The organism is Microbacterium nanhaiense (assembly GCF_014646015.1).
GTDB lineage: Bacteria > Actinomycetota > Actinomycetes > Actinomycetales > Microbacteriaceae > Microbacterium > Microbacterium nanhaiense.
This window is the reverse complement of record NZ_BMMQ01000003.1, coordinates 374,611-389,920: the sequence shown is the minus strand read 5'-3', so window position 1 is coordinate 389,920 and position 15,310 is coordinate 374,611. Positions and strand designations below refer to the sequence as shown.

At 69.9% G+C, this 15,310-nt stretch carries 12 protein-coding genes; 7 read left to right on the top strand and 5 right to left on the bottom strand.

The annotated features are described in order from the left end of the window. Positions 1-3: 3 nt before the first annotated feature. From IEX05_RS07475 to IEX05_RS07465, 3 genes are read right to left on the bottom strand one after another with little or no spacing between them, the layout of a single operon-like run. Positions 4-960 carry a carbohydrate ABC transporter permease gene (locus IEX05_RS07475; RefSeq protein ID WP_188700733.1) on the bottom strand — a complete coding sequence of 319 codons (957 nt, stop codon included), beginning with the start codon at positions 958-960 and terminating at the stop codon, positions 4-6. Beyond that, positions 957-1,961 carry an ABC transporter permease gene (locus IEX05_RS07470; RefSeq protein ID WP_188700732.1) on the bottom strand — a complete coding sequence of 335 codons (1,005 nt, stop codon included), beginning with the start codon at positions 1,959-1,961 and terminating at the stop codon, positions 957-959. The genes IEX05_RS07475 and IEX05_RS07470 overlap by 4 nt, the downstream gene beginning before the upstream one ends. Positions 1,962-1,965: 4 nt before the next feature. Beyond that, positions 1,966-3,609: a type 2 periplasmic-binding domain-containing protein gene (locus IEX05_RS07465; protein ID WP_188700731.1), complete on the bottom strand. Its 1,644-nt coding sequence runs from the start codon at positions 3,607-3,609 to the stop codon at positions 1,966-1,968. Between the two features lie 176 nt (positions 3,610-3,785). On the opposite strand from IEX05_RS07465, the gene IEX05_RS07460 reads away from it, so the two are divergent. The 6 genes from IEX05_RS07460 (at position 3,786) to IEX05_RS07435 (ending at position 12,194) form a co-directional block, all read left to right on the top strand. Beyond that, positions 3,786-6,641 (top strand): glycoside hydrolase family 3 C-terminal domain-containing protein, encoded by a 2,856-nt coding sequence (locus IEX05_RS07460; protein WP_229661178.1) that lies wholly within the window; start codon positions 3,786-3,788, stop codon positions 6,639-6,641. 90 nt (positions 6,642-6,731) lie between these two features. Further along, positions 6,732-7,712 (top strand): acetylxylan esterase, encoded by a 981-nt coding sequence (locus tag IEX05_RS07455; RefSeq protein WP_188700729.1) that lies wholly within the window; start codon positions 6,732-6,734, stop codon positions 7,710-7,712. Positions 7,713-7,794: 82 nt separating this feature from the next. Further along, entirely contained in the window at positions 7,795-8,988 is a 1,194-nt protein-coding gene (gene xylA / locus IEX05_RS07450; RefSeq protein ID WP_188700728.1) for a xylose isomerase, read from the top strand. 22 nt (positions 8,989-9,010) lie between these two features. Beyond that, the gene (gene xylB, locus IEX05_RS07445) at positions 9,011-10,408 is read left to right on the top strand and encodes a xylulokinase (protein WP_188700727.1); all 1,398 of its coding nucleotides are present in this window, start codon (positions 9,011-9,013) and stop codon (positions 10,406-10,408) included. Positions 10,409-10,481: 73 nt separating this feature from the next. Then, complete coding sequence (locus tag IEX05_RS07440; protein WP_188700726.1) at positions 10,482-11,420, top strand: quinone oxidoreductase family protein; 939 nt, start codon at positions 10,482-10,484, stop codon at positions 11,418-11,420. 45 nt (positions 11,421-11,465) lie between these two features. Beyond that, a complete protein-coding gene (locus IEX05_RS07435; RefSeq protein ID WP_373286293.1) occupies positions 11,466-12,194 on the top strand; it encodes a sulfite exporter TauE/SafE family protein in 729 nt (242 codons plus the stop codon). Positions 12,195-12,199: 5 nt separating this feature from the next. Here the strand turns inward: IEX05_RS07435 and IEX05_RS07430 are convergent, their stop codons facing one another. Continuing rightward, on the bottom strand, positions 12,200-12,601 hold the full coding sequence (locus IEX05_RS07430; protein ID WP_188700725.1) for a histidine kinase: 402 nt from the start codon (positions 12,599-12,601) through the stop codon (positions 12,200-12,202). Positions 12,602-12,821: 220 nt separating this feature from the next. Here IEX05_RS07430 and IEX05_RS07425 point away from each other — a divergent pair, with 220 nt between their 5' ends. Continuing rightward, on the top strand, positions 12,822-13,070 hold the full coding sequence (locus tag IEX05_RS07425; RefSeq protein WP_029152980.1) for a WhiB family transcriptional regulator: 249 nt from the start codon (positions 12,822-12,824) through the stop codon (positions 13,068-13,070). A 65-nt stretch (positions 13,071-13,135) separates the two neighbouring features. Here the strand turns inward: IEX05_RS07425 and IEX05_RS07420 are convergent, their stop codons facing one another. After that, positions 13,136-15,274: an alpha-galactosidase gene (locus tag IEX05_RS07420; protein WP_188700724.1), complete on the bottom strand. Its 2,139-nt coding sequence runs from the start codon at positions 15,272-15,274 to the stop codon at positions 13,136-13,138. Positions 15,275-15,310: the final 36 nt, after the last annotated feature.

Here is a 15,310-nt window from a genome sequence, read left to right as displayed (position 1 = left end):
TGCTTAGCCTTTGATGGCGCCGAAGATGACGCCCTTGGTGAAGTGTCGTTGAACGAAGGGATAGACGAGGAGGATCGGCACGAGCGCGAGCACCATGATCGCCATCTTGACGGGGAGGCCGGTGACGGCGCCCGTCTCGACGTTGACCTGGCCCGCGCCGCTGCCGGGGAGGGTGACGCCCTGCAGCACGTAGGAGCGCAGCACGAGCTGCAGCGGCCACTTCGCGTTGTCGTTGATGTAGAGCATCGCGTTGAAGAAGGAGTTGAAGTAGCCCACGCCGTAGAACAGCGCGACGACCGCGATCACCGCGCCCGACATGGGCAGGACGATCTTCCACAGGATGCGCCAGTCTCCCGCCCCGTCGATGCGGGCCGCCTCGGTGATCGAGGGGCTGATCCCCATGAAGAACGAGCGCAGGATCAGCACGTTGAACGCCGACACCGCTCCGGGAAGGATCAGCGCCCAGAGGCTGTCGATGAGCCCCAGCCCGCTCACGAGGAGGTACATCGGGATCATGCCGGCGCCGAAGAACATCGTGATGAGGAAGATGAACAGGATCGTGCGGTGGAACAGCGAGTTCGGCCGCGACAGCCCGTAGGCGGCGAGGATCGACACGACGGTGGAGATGAGGGTGCCCACCCCCGTGATGATCACGCTGACGATGACCGATCGGGTGACGATGCCGCCGGAGAGGATCTGCCGGTACGCCGCGAAGGTGATCTCGCCGGGTACCACGACCATGCCGCCCGCCGCGTTCACGGTCGCGTTCGACGATACGGAGGTGAGGAGGACCGTGTACAGCGGGAAGAGCACCGCGAGCACCACGAGGATGAGTGCCACGGACTTCCCGGTCTGGCCGAGAACCGTGGGACGCCCCTCCCATGCGGGTCGGTGCGGCGAGGAACGGCGGCGCCGCCGGCGCGGCACCGTCAGGTTTTCTGTATGCGTGCGAGTGCTCATGATTTGCGGTAAACCCCGTCTTCTCCGAACAGGTGTGCGAGCTTGTTCGCGCCGAGCACGAGCAGAAGCGACACGATTCCCTTGACCAGGCCCGCGGCCGCCGCGAAGGCCCAGTCACCGTTGATGACGCCCTGGTAGTAGACGTAGGTGTCGAGCACCTCCGCCGCGTCGGCTCCGACGGCGTCTCTCTGCAGGATGAGCTGCTCGAAGCCGACCGTGAGGGCGTCTCCGAGGCGGAGGATCAGCAGCAGGATAATCGTCGGACGGATCGCGGGAAGCGTCACATGCCAGATGCGCCCCCACTTGCCCGCGCCGTCCATGGTGGCGGCCTCGTACTGCTCCGGGTTCACGGTGGCGAGCGCGGCGAGGAAGATGATGATGCCCCAGCCGGCGTCCTTCCACACCGCCTGCGAGGTGATCAGCACGAGGAAGGTATCGGGGTTCGTCATCAGGTCGAAGCCCTCGAAGCCGGCATTTGCGAGAACACGGTGCAGCAGCCCCGCGCCGCCGAAGATCTGCTGGAAGATCGTCACGACGAGAACCCACGAGAAGAAGTGGGGCAGGTAGACAATCGACTGGATCGTCGAGCGGATCCACGGCGTCGCGACGCTGTTGAGCAGCAGCGCGAGGATGATCGGGATCGGGAAGTAGAACACCAGCTGGAACGCCGTGATCGCCAGGGTGTTCACGACGGCGTGCCAGAAGGTGGCGTTCTGGAAGACCCGGGCGAAGTTGTCCCAGCCCACCCAGACGCTGTCGATGATCCCCACGTACGGCGAGTAGTCGAGCCACGCGATGACGTTTCCGAGCATCGGCACGTAGGCGAAGACGATCAGGAGCGCCACGGCGGGCAGCACCATCAGCAGGAGCGCGCCGTCGCGCCGCAGGCGGTGGCGGAAGCTGAGCGTGCGGCCCGGGGCCGCCTTCGCGGCGGCGGCCGACTTCCGGCCCGGGCGCTCCGGGCCGGAAGTCGTCAGCGATTCGGTCGCGGTTGCGGTCATCGCCCTATGAGCCTTGCTCCGCGCCGTCATAGATCTCCTGGTAGAACGCGCGCAGCTCCTCGCCGCCCGAGCTCCGCCACGTCTCGATCGCGGCGTCGAGATCGTCGATCGACTTGCGACCGCGCACGATGTCCGATGCGAGGTCGTCGAAGGGCTGACCCAGCGAGGCGTACTGGCTCGGCTCGGTGATGTTCTGCCCGAAGAAGGGCGGCTCCGTCAGGTAGGCGACGTTCTCCGCCATCCAGGTCGTGTAGTTCTCGACGTAGTCCGGCAGCGTCGTCTTCGTGATCGCGATCGGCGCACCGACGAGGAAGATGTAGGTCGGCTGGATCTCCGTCTGCGCCAGCTCCGTCGGCTGGGGCACGCCGCCCTCGCCGAGCGTGTAGTGCACGCCCTCGACGCCATAGGTGAGCAGCTGGTTCTCCTCGGTGCCGAAGGGCGCCGCCATGAAGTTGGCCGCGGTCAGCAGTTCCTTGATCTGCGCGTCGTCGTCGGACTTCTTCAGGTACGAGCAGATGCCGGCGGCGGGCGTCTTGTAGAGAACGGGCGTGCCGCCGTCGGCCGCGAAGACCGGCATGAGCTTGATGCTGAAGTCGGGGTCCGTGGCCCGCATCCGGGTCAGCGCCTCGTGGTAGTAGCCCACACCGCCGCCGGTCACGAGGACCTGCCCGCTCTCGAAGCGCTGCTGCGCACCGCTCGTGTCGCCCGCGACGGCGTCGGGGTGCACCGAACCGGAGGCGAAGAGCTCGGCGGTCCACTCGAGCGCCTCGCGGTACTCGGGGGTTTCGAACTTGCTGATGAGCTTTCCGTCCTCACCGACGGCCCACTTGTCGGGAACCGCGAACATGATCTGCGCGATGTTCCAGAGGTCGTCCGTGCCGTAGTGCCCGTCGGCCGTGTTCTCCTCGACGAACTCGAGCATCTCGTCGGCGTTCGTCGGCAGCTCGGCGTCGGGCAAGAGGTCGTCGCGGTAGAAGAACCAGTTGCCGAGGTTTCCCTCCGCCGCCTGCGGGATCCCGTAGAGCTTCCCGTTCCACGAGCAGGCACGCCACGCGTCGGTGGGGATGTTCGCGAGATAGGGGTAGTCCTCCACGGCGTCGCCGCCGAGGTACGGGGTCAGGTCTTCGAAGAGCTTGTCGACGCCGGTCCCGAAGCGCGGCGGCACGTTCCACGAGGGGATCGAGATCCAGTCGGGCATGTCCTTCGGCGAGGCCAGCACGGCCGCGAGCTTGTCGCCGTACGTGTTTCCGTCGCTGATCTGGAAGTCGATGGTCGTGCCCATCGCCTCGTTGACGGCGTCGAGGTACTGATTGCCGCTCGTCGGCGGAATCGTCCCCCACAGCGGCGTCATCGCGGTGTACTCGCCGCCGCTTCCGGGAGGCGAATCGAAGCCCTTGACGAGCGGATCCGGCATCGTGAGATAACCCGACGGGGATCCGTCGACGCCGGGGAAGTCCGGCTCGACCGCGTCGATCGGCACGTACGCCGGAAGCGCGGTCTCCTCGATCGATCCGTCGCTCGACGCCACGGACGTGCCCTGCTCGTCTGCGGATCCGCAGCCGCTCAGGACGAGCGCGACGGCACCGACTGCGCCGATCACGGCGCCGACGCGGCGCGGTGGCCGATGTCCCCTACCTGCTGTGTTCATGGAGGTCTCCTTTGGTCTCCGAACGGGCGACGCTGCATCACCCGAGCGCTTCCCAACAACTTTGTCGAAGCGCTTCGCATTTACGGTAGCTTTAGATCCCGACATCCGCAATACTGTGGATGAATCCGCATCGAAGCGGTTCGCTTATTCCCCTCCCAACGTCTGTGAGGACCTTCGTGATTTCCCCGCACCCCGTCGTCGAGGAGCTCCTCGCCGCACTCACGCTCGACGAGAAGATCGCCCTGCTCCACCAGCACCAGCCCGCCATCGAGAGGCTGGGGCTTGACGCCTTCCACACCGGAACGGAGGCGCTGCACGGTCTGAGCTGGGTCGGCATCGCGACCGTTTTCCCGCAGCCCGTCGGCCTCGCCGCGACGTGGGACCCCGGCTTCCTCGCCGAGGTCGGCGCGGCGGTGGCGACGGAGGTACGCGCCAAGCACGCCCAGGATCCGTCGCTGAGCCTCAACGTCTGGGCCCCCGTCGTCAACACCCTGCGGCACCCGCTGTGGGGACGCGGGGAGGAGGGCTACTCGGAGGATCCGGATCTCACCGCAGCCCTCGCGATCGGATACACGCAGGGCCTTCGCGGAGATCACCCGACGGTGTGGAAAACGGTTCCGACGCTCAAGCACTTCCTCGCCTACGGCAACGAGACCGACCGTGCCACGACGAGCTCCCACCTCCCGCCGCAGGCGCTGCACGAGTACGAGCTCCCCGCGTTCGTCGGCCCCGTCGCGGCCGGCTGCGTCGGCGCGGTGATGCCGTCGTACAACCTCGTCAACGGCCGGCCGACCCACGTCTCGGGCGAGCTCCTGCAGCACCTCCGAGATCTCGCACCGGAACCGATCGCCTACGTCTCCGATGCACAGGCGCCCTCGTTCCTCGTCGACGAGCAGCGCTACTTCGACTCGCATCGCCAGTCGCACGCGGCCGCCCTGCGGGCGGGCCTCGATTCCTTCACCGACAACAGCGAAGCCTCCGCGCCGACGATCGAGCGCGTCACGGCGGCCCTCGAGGCGGGCGACATCACCGCCGCGGATATCGATCGCGCCGTGCGAAACCTCCTGATCATGCGCGCCCGCACGGGCGAGCTGACAGGCGAGGATCCCTACGGTGTCGGGCCCGAGCAGATCGACACCCCCGCCCATCGCGCGCTCGCGCGGGACGCCGTCGCGCGCTCCGTCGTGGTCCTCGAGAACGACGGATCCCTCCCCCTCGAGGCGCCCCGCACGATCGCCGTCGTCGGCCCCTTCGCCGCGCACCTCGTGCACGACTGGTACTCGGGCACGCCGCCGTACATGAGTCTCATCGGAGACGCGGTGCGCGAGCGCTTCCCGGATGCGGAGGTGCGCGTCGTCTCGGGCGCCGATCGGATCGCTCTGCGCTCCCGCACGCACGGCCGCTACCTCGCGGTCGCGGGCGATGACGTCGCGGTCGCGGCAACCGCTCCGGAGGCGACCGCCTCGACGCACTTCGATCTCGAGGACTGGGGCGACGACACGTCATCGCTGCGCGCGGTCGCGAGCGGCCTGCTCCTCTCGGGCGCCGAACGCTTCCTCCGGGCCGGCGCCCGCCGGATCGGCGAATGGGTCGCCCAGGAGACGTTCCGGCTCGTCGAGACGGACGGCGGCGTGCGGATCCAGCACCTCGGATCCAAGGGCTGGCTGCGCGTTCAACGGGACACGCTCGCTCTCGTCGCCGACGGCACCGAGAAGACCGCCGAGGTCTTCGATCTCGAGCTCGTGCGGGGCGGCCTCGCCGAGGTGAGCGCGGCGTGCGAGGGCGCGGACGTCGCGATCGTCGCGATCGGAAACGACCCGCACGTCGCGGGCCGCGAGACCGAGGACCGCCCCGACATGCGCGTCGCGGAGCGCTCGCGCGCGCTCTGGCACGCCGCCGCGGCGGGCGCCGGATCCGCCGTGCTCACGGTCGTGTCGAGCTACCCGTACGAGCTCGGCGATCTCGCCGCCCAAGCGAACGCGATCGTCTGGCTCAGCCACGGCGGGCAGGAACTCGGGCACGGGCTCGTCGATGTGCTGAGCGGAGACCGGGAACCGGTCGGGCGCCTGCCGCAGACCTGGTGGGCCTCGGCAGGTGACGCCGGCGAGCTGTTCGACTACGACGTCGTCGGATCCGCGATGACCTACCGGTACGCGAACGCCCGCCCCGCTTATGGGCTCGGTCACGGCCTGAGCTATTCGCGCGTGGAGTACGACAGCATCGAGCTCTCCGCCACCGCCATCGACGCCCCGCCGCTCACAACCGCCCACACGCCCGCCCGCCCCGCAGGATCCGGCGGATCCCTCGTCGCGTGCGTCACGATCGCCAACACCGGCGCCCGTCCGGTCGACGAGCTCGTCACCGTCTACGCGGCGGCACCCGACCTCGCGGTGCCCGCGCCCCGCACCCGCCTCGCGGGGTGGGCGCGCGTCGAGCTCGCTCCGGGCGAGCGCCGCGCCGTCGAGGTCGACATCGATCCGGGCGTGCTGGCCGTCTGGGACTCGGCGGACGGCGCCTTCCGCGTACAGCCCGGCACCTACGAACTGCGCGCCGGTCGCTCGGCCTCCGAGCCGCTCGTGTCCGTGACGCTCCTCGTCGCCGGCGCCGCCCCGGGAGCGCGCGCCGACGCGCGCATCGATGCCGCGGCCTTCCACGCGCAGAGCGGGCTGCTCACCTCGGACCGCACCCGCGAGCGGGGGCAGAGCGTCGAGGTGGCGCCCACGCGCGAGGGCGGCTGGGCCCGCTACGACCGCGTGGATCTGGCCGGTGCCACCGGCATCCGCCTGCTTGCGGCGCGGCGTTCGCTGCCGTCGACCGCGCCCGCCGAGGTGCGTGTCGAGGCGCGATCGGGAGACGCATGGATCCCCGTCACCGACGCGATCGCCGCACCCGACACCGACCGTTACGGCTGGACGAGCCTCGAGGCGGCGCTCACGTCAACCGCGCCCGGCGTCACCGATCTGCGCGTGCGGCTCTCGGGCGCCGCGCGGGTGGCCGAGCTCGAACTCATCTGTGCCGAGGAGCGTGCATAGCTCGTGGTCTTCTCCCCTGCGCGACCCGCGCGCGCGACCGAGGTGGGCTATCGTGCCGACGATTGACCGCATCCCCGAAGGAGCCCTCCCATGCCGTTGACCGATCTCTCCCTCGCCCAGCTCCGCGAGTACCGGCCGGACATCATCGTGCCGGACGACTTCGAGTCCTTCTGGGGCTCGACGCTCGACCACGCACGCGGCCTCGCGCGGCCGGCGGAGCTCGGAGACCCCGATCCGGGCTTTCCGGAGGTCGTCGTGCAGGACCTCACCTTCTCCGGCTTCGGCGGCGAGCCCATCAAGGGGTGGGTCGTGCGCCCGCGCGGGAGCGACACCGCGCCCCGTCCCGCCGTCATCGAGTACATCGGTTACAACGGAGGCCGCGGCCTTCCCGCCGAACGCCTGCACTGGGCGGCGAGCGGATACGTTCACATCGTCATGGACACGCGCGGTCAGGGCAGCGGCTGGGGCAACGGCGGTGCCACCCCGGACCCCCACGGCTCGGGGCCGGCGCCCGAGGGATACATGACACGCGGCGTCGACTCCCCGGAGAACTACTACTACCGACGAGTGTTCACCGATGCCGCGCTCCTCGTCGACGTGGCCGCCGGATTCGACTTCGTCGACGCCTCCCGCATCGCCGTGACCGGAACGAGTCAGGGCGGCGGCATCGCGCTCGCCGCGGGGGCCCTTGCCGCCGGGCGGGTCGCGGCGGTCATGCCCGATGTGCCCTTCCTGTGCGACTTCCGGCACTCGGTCGAGGCGACGCCGACTCCCCCGTTCACGGAGATCGTGCGCTATCTCGCCGTGCACCGCGACCACGTCGACATGGTATTCCGCACCCTGAGCTACTTCGACGGTGCCCTCATGGCCTCGCGCTCCGCGGCTCCCGCGATCTTCTCGGTCGCGCTGATGGACGCGATCGTGCTGCCCTCCTCCGTGTTCGCCGCCTACAACTCCTACGGCGGTCCCGATCGAACCATCGAGGTGTATCCCTTCAACGGCCACGAGGGCGGCCAGCTCCACCACTGGCTCCGCCAGCGCCGCTGGCTCGCGGACCGCTTCGCCGGATGAGAATCACGTTGTCACAGGCCCTCGTTCGTGATACGTTCTCACCAACAACATTTCACCAACGACGCTGAAAGGCAGGACACACATGTCCCTCACCCCCACCAAGGCCGACCGCTTCTCCTTCGGCCTCTGGACCATCGGCTACAACGGAAGCGACCCGTTCGGCGGCCCGACGCGGCCGGCGCTCGACGTCGTGCACGCCGTCGAAAAGCTCGCGGAGCTCGGTGCGTACGGCCTGACGTTCCACGACGACGACCTCTTCGCATTCGGCTCGACCGACGCCGAGCGCCAGAAGCAGATCGACCGCCTGAAGGGCGCCATGGACGACACCGGCATCATCGTGCCGATGGTGACCACCAACCTCTTCAGCGCCCCCGTCTTCAAGGACGGCGGCTTCACCTCCAACGACCGCCAGGTGCGCCGATACGCGCTGCGCAAGGTGTTCCGTCAGCTCGACCTCGGTGCCGAGCTCGGTGCGAAGACCTTCGTCATGTGGGGCGGCCGCGAGGGCGCCGAGTACGACTCCGCGAAGGACGTCCAGGCCGCGCTCGAGCGCTACCGCGAGGCCGTGAACCTCCTCGCCGACTACGTCACCGACAAGGGTTACGACATCCGTTTCGCGATCGAGCCGAAGCCGAACGAGCCCCGCGGCGACATCCTCCTGCCGACCCTCGGTCACGCGATCGCGTTCGCCGACACCCTCGAGCGTCCCGAGCTGTTCGGCGTGAACCCCGAGGTCGGCCACGAGCAGATGGCGGGCCTGAACTTCACCGCGGGCATCGCGCAGGCGCTCTACCACGGCAAGCTCTTCCACATCGACCTGAACGGCCAGCGCGGCATCAAGTACGACCAGGACCTCGTCTTCGGCCACGGCGACCTCTACAACGCCTTCTCGCTCGTCGACCTGCTCGAGCACGGCGCCCCGCAGGGCGGCGCCGCATACGACGGCCCGCGTCACTTCGACTACAAGCCGAGCCGCACCGAGGACGAGAACGGAATCTGGGACTCGGTCTCGGCCAACATGCGCAACTACCTCCTCCTCAAGGAGCGCGCCGAGGCGTTCCGCGCCGACCCCGAGGTGCAGGAAGCCCTCTCGGCAGCGAAGGTCGACGAGCTCAGCGAGCCCACCCTCAACCCCGGCGAGAGCTACGACGACTTCCTCGCGGACCGCTCGGCCTACGAGGACTTCGACCCGAACGCGTACTTCGGCGGCAAGGGCTTCGGCTTCGTGAAGCTGCAGCAGCTCGCCACCGAGCACCTCCTCGGCGCTCGCGGCTGATCCCCCCGATAAGGCACGAACGATGACTCTGGTCGCCGGCGTCGACTCTTCGACGCAGAGCTGCAAGGTCCTTATCCTCGACACCGAGACGGGCGCGGTCGTGCGCTCCGGTCGCGCCTCGCATCCCGACGGATCCGAGGTCGACCCGGCGCACTGGTGGCGCGCTCTCGGCGAGGCGATCAACGACGCGGGCGGCATCGACGATGTCGATGCCTGGTCGATCGCGGGACAGCAGCACGGGCTCGTGGCGCTCGACGCCGACGGTCGGGTCATCCGCGACGCACTCCTGTGGAACGACACGCGTTCCGCGGGAGCCGCCGCGGCCCTCACGGACGAGGTCGGTGCCGCCGACTTCGCCGGGCGGACCGGACTCGTGCCGGTCGCGTCCTTCACCATCACGAAGCTGCGATGGCTCGCCGACTCCGAGCCGGACAATGCGGCCCGCGTCGCCGCCGTCGCACTCCCCCACGACTGGCTGTCCTGGCGCCTGCGCGGTTACGGACCGGCGGGCGAGAGCGAGTTCGGCCCGATCCTCGACGAGCTCGTCACCGACCGCTCCGACGCCTCGGGCACCGGCTACTTCGACTCGTCGCGCGACGCGTACGACCGAGAGCTCCTCGCCCTCGCGCTCCGCCGCGATGCGTCCGACATCGTCCTCCCGCGCGTCCTCGGGCCCGCCGAATACGTCGCGGACGGCCGGGGCCGCCGGGTAGCTCCCGGTGCGGGCGACAACGCCGGCGCCGCGCTCGGCATGGGTGCCGTCGCCGGCGACATCGGCGTCTCGATCGGGACGAGCGGCACCGTGTTCGCTGTCGCGACGGATCCCGTTCGCGACACGAGCGGTACGGTCGCCGGCTTCGCGGACGCCGCGGGCGGCTACCTCCCGATCGTCACCACACTGAACGCCGCCCGCGTTCTCGATGCGGTCGCCGCGCTCCTCGGCGTCGACCACGCCGAGCTGTCGCGGCTCGCGCTCGCGGCCGATGCCGGATCGGCGGGGCTCGTCCTGCAGCCCTGGTTCGAGGGCGAGCGCACGCCGAATCGCCCCGACGCGACCGCGACCCTCTTTGGCATGACGCTCGCATCCACCACGCGCGAGAACCTCGCCCGCGCGGCGATCGAGGGCGTGCTGTGCTCGCTCGCCGAGGGCCTCGACGCGATGCGCGAGCTCGGGGTCGAGGCGAAACGCGTGCTGCTCACGGGCGGTGCCGCGCAGAGCCCCGCCGTTCAGCAGATCGCGGGCGAGGTCTTCGGAGTTCCCGTCGTGATTCCGGACCCGGGCGAGTACGTCGCACTCGGCGCCGCCACGCAGGCCGCGTGGGTCCTCACGGGAACCCGCCCCGCCTGGTCGCCGCGGATCCTCGCCGAGCTCGAGCCCGGGGCGACCCCGGCCCGCGCCGCCTACCGCGCCCGCCTCTGATCCTGCCGTCCGCGCCCCGGGCGTCGTGTCTCCCCGCGGAGACGTGACGCCCGGGGCGCGGTAGCGTGGACGCATGGCGAAGGTTGTGCAGTTCTCGAAGTTCGGCGGCAGCGAGGTTCTCGAGGTCGAGTCGGTGGAAGGCCCGACCGCGGCGGCGGGCCAGATCGTGGTCGCCGTCGAAGCGATCGGGGTGAATCCGATCGATCGCAAACTCCGCAGCGGCATGCGTCCGCTGTCGGGCAACGGCCCCTGGCGCGCGGGATCCGACGGTGCGGGCACCGTGGCGGCCATCGGCGGGGGCGTCGACGGCTTCCGCGTCGGCGACCCGGTCGCCTTCACCGGGGCATCGGGCGCGTACGCGACGCATGTCGCCGTCAAGGCGGAGAACGCGCATCTGCGTCCCGCCGGCGTCAGCGCCGCGCAGGGTGCGGCGCTCGGAATTCCCGCCGGCACCGCGTACCAGGCGATCAGGTCGCTCGGCGTCCGCGAAGACGACACGCTGCTCATCCACGGAGGATCGGGATCCGTGGGGCAGGCCGCCATTCAGTTCGCCGTGCTGACGGGTGCACGCGTGATCGCGACCACGAGCGACGCCCGTGCGCAGCGCGTCGGCGATCTCGGCGCCGAGCCGGTGCGCTACGGCGACGGCCTCACGGGGCGGGTGCTGGAGATCGCGCCGGACGGCGTCACGGCGATCCTCGACTGCGCCGGCGCCGATGGCGTGCTCGAGACCTCCCTCGAGCTCCTCGAGGACAAGAGTCGCATCGCGACCATCGTGCTCGGCGCGAAGGCCGAGGAGATGGGGCTGCGCGCCTTCTCGGGCGGAGCCTCCGCTCCGCTGACGCCGCAGCAGCAGACGTGGCGCTCCCAGGCCCTGCCCATCGCGCTCGCCCTGATCGCGACCGAGTACTTCGACGTCGAGATCGGCCCGACGTTCCCGCTCGAGGAGGCCGCGGCCGCCCAGGACGCGAACGAGAACGGCGCGGCCGGCAAGGTCATCATCGTGCCATAAGGGTTTGCCGCGGGGATTCACCCGATAGCGTGGATCCCCGTGGATATCCCCTCCCTCAGCGCCCTCGCCTGGGCCGGACTGGTCGTCGGCGCGATCGTCGTCGGCGTCTCCAAAACCGGCCTGCCCGGAGCGAACACGCTCGGCATCGCCCTGTTCGCGGCGGCCCTGCCCGCCAAGGAATCGACCGGTGCGATGCTGCTCCTGCTGATCCTCGGCGACGTCATGGCGCTCGCCCTCTATCGGCGCCATGCCGATTGGAGGGCGATCGTGCGGCTCGCGCCGTCCGTGATCGCCGGACTCGCCCTCGGCGCGGTCTTCCTCGCCCTCGTGGGCGATGCCTGGGTGAAACGGTCGATCGGCATCCTGCTCATCTTCGTCGTGCTGCTCACCCTGTGGCGCCGGCGCGGCGCCGAGGTGAAACCGGGGCGCGGATCCGCGATCGCCTACGGCTCGCTCGGCGGCTTCACGACGATGGTCGCCAACGCCGGCGGACCGCCGATGTCGATGTACTTCCTGGCGTCGCGCTTCTCCGTGAACACCTTCCTCGGCACGGCGGCATGGTTCTTCGCGATCATCAACATCGTGAAGCTGCCGATCTCGATCGGCCTCGGGATCATCACGGTGCCGACGCTCTGGATCGACCTGATTCTCGTCGTGCCGGTGCTCGTGGGTGCGGCCATCGGGCGCTACATCATCACGAAGCTGTCGCAGAAGACCTTCGAGACGATCGTCGTCGTGCTGACTCTCGTCGGCGCGCTGTACCTCGTCTTCTGAGGAGGTCAGTCCTCTGAGACCGGCCGTCCGGCACCGCGCGCGGAGCCGATGAGGGCGACGAAGGTCACCACGGCCGGGGCCGCGAGCGCGAGGGCGATTCCCCAGTGCCCGGCCCCGCCCTGCACGGATCCGATGGCGATCGCGACGATCAGCACCTGCGTGACGATACCGCCCGAACGCCCCCAGGACGCGCCCGCCCACACCGCGAACGCGAAGGCGCCGACTCCCACCGCGGCGATCAGGGTGAGCACGACCAGCGCGATCGACGTCGTCACCGAGGTCAGCTCGCCCGCGACGATCTCGACGATCTGCCACCCCGTGAGGATCACGAGGACGAGGGCCTCAAGCGCGAGCAGAACGGATGCGACGCGAGTGGCGGGGGTACGGGCGGCGGGTTCGGCGCTCATCGAGTCTCTTCCCACAGGCGTTATAAAGAAGAGTTCCTGGAGATTTCCCAAAACCCTTGATCCAGACCACCGCCTGTACGACAATTATTAACGGTGTGTTTCCCACAGCGTGGTGGGGTGCGCGGCGTGCAGCCGCCTCACATCCAGCTTAGTCAGACCTTACTTGATCCGAGCTGAACCCCGCAAAACGAACCCCACCACTACGCTTAGGAGCCCCCGCATGGATTGGCGCGACAAGGCCGCTTGCCTCACCGTTGACCCGGAGCTGTTCTTCCCCGTCGGGAACACCGGCCCGGCCGTCGACCAGATCGAGAAGGCTAAGTCGGTTTGCGCCCGCTGCACCGTGACCGAGGTGTGCCTGCAGTACGCCCTCGAGACGGGCCAGGACTCGGGCGTCTGGGGCGGCCTCAGCGAGGACGAGCGCCGCGCGCTGAAGCGCCGCGCCGCCCGCGCCCGCCGCGCCGGCTGACACCGATTCGTCGCCGCGAACGCCCCCGCCGAGGCGGGGGCGTTCGCGTGCAGGCGATCAGGCGATCAGGCCGCGGTGACCTCGATCACCAGGGCCGATCCGGGCCGCAGCTGCGGCACGCGGAGGCCCACGGACGCCAGGAGCGCGCCGGGCTGTTCGATCTGGCCGTCGGCGATCCACGCCACGGGCACCGCGTCGTGCTGCTCGGCCGAGAGCGACGGGATGACGCGCACTCTATAGTCGAGCGCCGAGTCGAGCCCCGGCAGCATCAGGAGCGGCGGCACGGACCACTCCGCCGTCTCCTCGCGCGAGAGGCGGTAGAGGGCCCACCGGCGGTCGGCCGACACGGATCCCGTGAGCGACGTGCCGCGGTCGCCGGTCGCGCCGTGTACCAGCTCGCCGCCATGCAGCAGCGGACGCAGGCGCTTGTACTCCGCGATCCACGCGGCGAGCATTTCGCGCTCGTCCGCCTCGAGGCGCGTGATGTCCATCTCGATCCCCGCCGAGGCGAACAGCGTCATCGACGCACGGAAGCGCAGATCCGTCGTGCGGCCCGTCGTGTGCGCGGTGCCCGGCCCCACGTGGCTGCCGATCAGTTCCGGCGGGAGGAGCATCTCGGTGCCCCGTTGGATGCGCGAGCGCTCGATGGGATCGTTCGTGTCCGAGGCCCAGACGCGATCGGTGTGTTCCAGGATCCCGAGGTCGACTCGGCCGCCACCCGATGCGCAGGACTCGATCTCGACGCCGGGGTGCCGTTTCCGGAGCGCGTCGAGCAGCGCGTAGGTCGCGCGCGTGTGCGCGTCGACACCGGCCCGCCCGGCGTGCACCGCCTCGATCAGGTCGCGGTTCTGGTCCCATTTCAGGAACTCGATCGGATACTCCGTGAGCAGCGCGTCGAGGCGATCCCGCACATAGGCGAACGCCTCCGGGCGGGCGAGGTCGAGCACCTGCTGGTGGCGCCAAGCGCGCGGGTGGTGGTCGACGGGGCCGAGCACCCACTCGGGGTGGGCCGCCTCGAGCCGCGAGCCCGGGCTGATCATCTCGGGCTCGACCCACAGGCCGAAGCCCATGCCGAGGGAGCGCACGTGGTCGATGATCGGATGCAGGCCTTCGGGCCACACCTCCGGATCCGCGAACCAGTCACCGAGCGAGGTGGAATCGTCCCGCCGCCCGAGGAACCACCCGTCGTCGAGCACGAAACGCTCCACGCCGACGGCAGCGGCGGCATCCGCGAGCGCGAGCAGCGGTGGGAGCGAGTGCTGGAAGTAGACCGCCTCCCAGGTGTTCAGCATGACGGGCCGGGTGCTGCGCGGATGGCCGGCGCGTGCGCGAATCGACGCATGCAGGCGCGCCGACATGCCGTCGAGGCCCGCGTCGCTCCAGGCGAACCACGCCGTCGGGGCCTCGAACTCGTCGCCGGGGGCGAGCACGATCTCATCGGCGCGCAACAGCTCGCCCGCCCCGATCGCGTTGACTCCCTCGGGGAGGCGATCGGTGCGATAGACGCTGTCACCGCTCCACGCGAGGTGCACCGCCCAGACTTCGCCCGAGCGATCGGCAAAGCCCGGCTCGCCGACGACCATGAGAAGCGGCGAATCGTGCCCGGTGCGGCCGCGCCGCGTTTCGCGGGCGAACGACCCCATCGCGACGGGGCGTCGCTGCGGCGCACGCTCGCGGATCCACCGGCCGGTGAAATCGAGCACCTCGCCCGCGCGCGCGGGCACGGGAATCGTCGCGTCGAGAGCCGCGAGCGCGACATCGAACGGGCCGATGTTCGTGACGCGATGCGTCACCCTCAGCACGCCGTGCGCGTCGAAGCCCATCTCGCTGTGCAGGCGCAGTCCCGCACCTTCCGCCGTCAGTCGGAAGCCGCGCTCGTCCTCGTCTATCTCGATGGTCCGCCAGGCCGGAAACAGCGGCGCACCCTGGCGCGAGCCGGCGAGGGCGGGCCGTCCCGCCCACCCGTCGCGCTCGGTCGGCAGGATCGTCAGGGGCCAGGCCTCGTCGAACGCGCTCGGCGTCACCTGTCTGCGCGCGGCGCGGCGCAGCTCTGACAGACCTCGCTCGGCGTGCACTCCCGGATCCGCGCCCCAGTGGAGAACCTCGGGAAGGCCGTCCTCCGGGAAAGCGACGATGAGGGCGCTCCCCTGCGCGTGGAATCTCCGGATCCTCACGGAGGAGGCCGTGTGTGTGATGTGCGTCATGCGCTCTCCGTCCATGGGGCCTCAATGCCCCCTGTA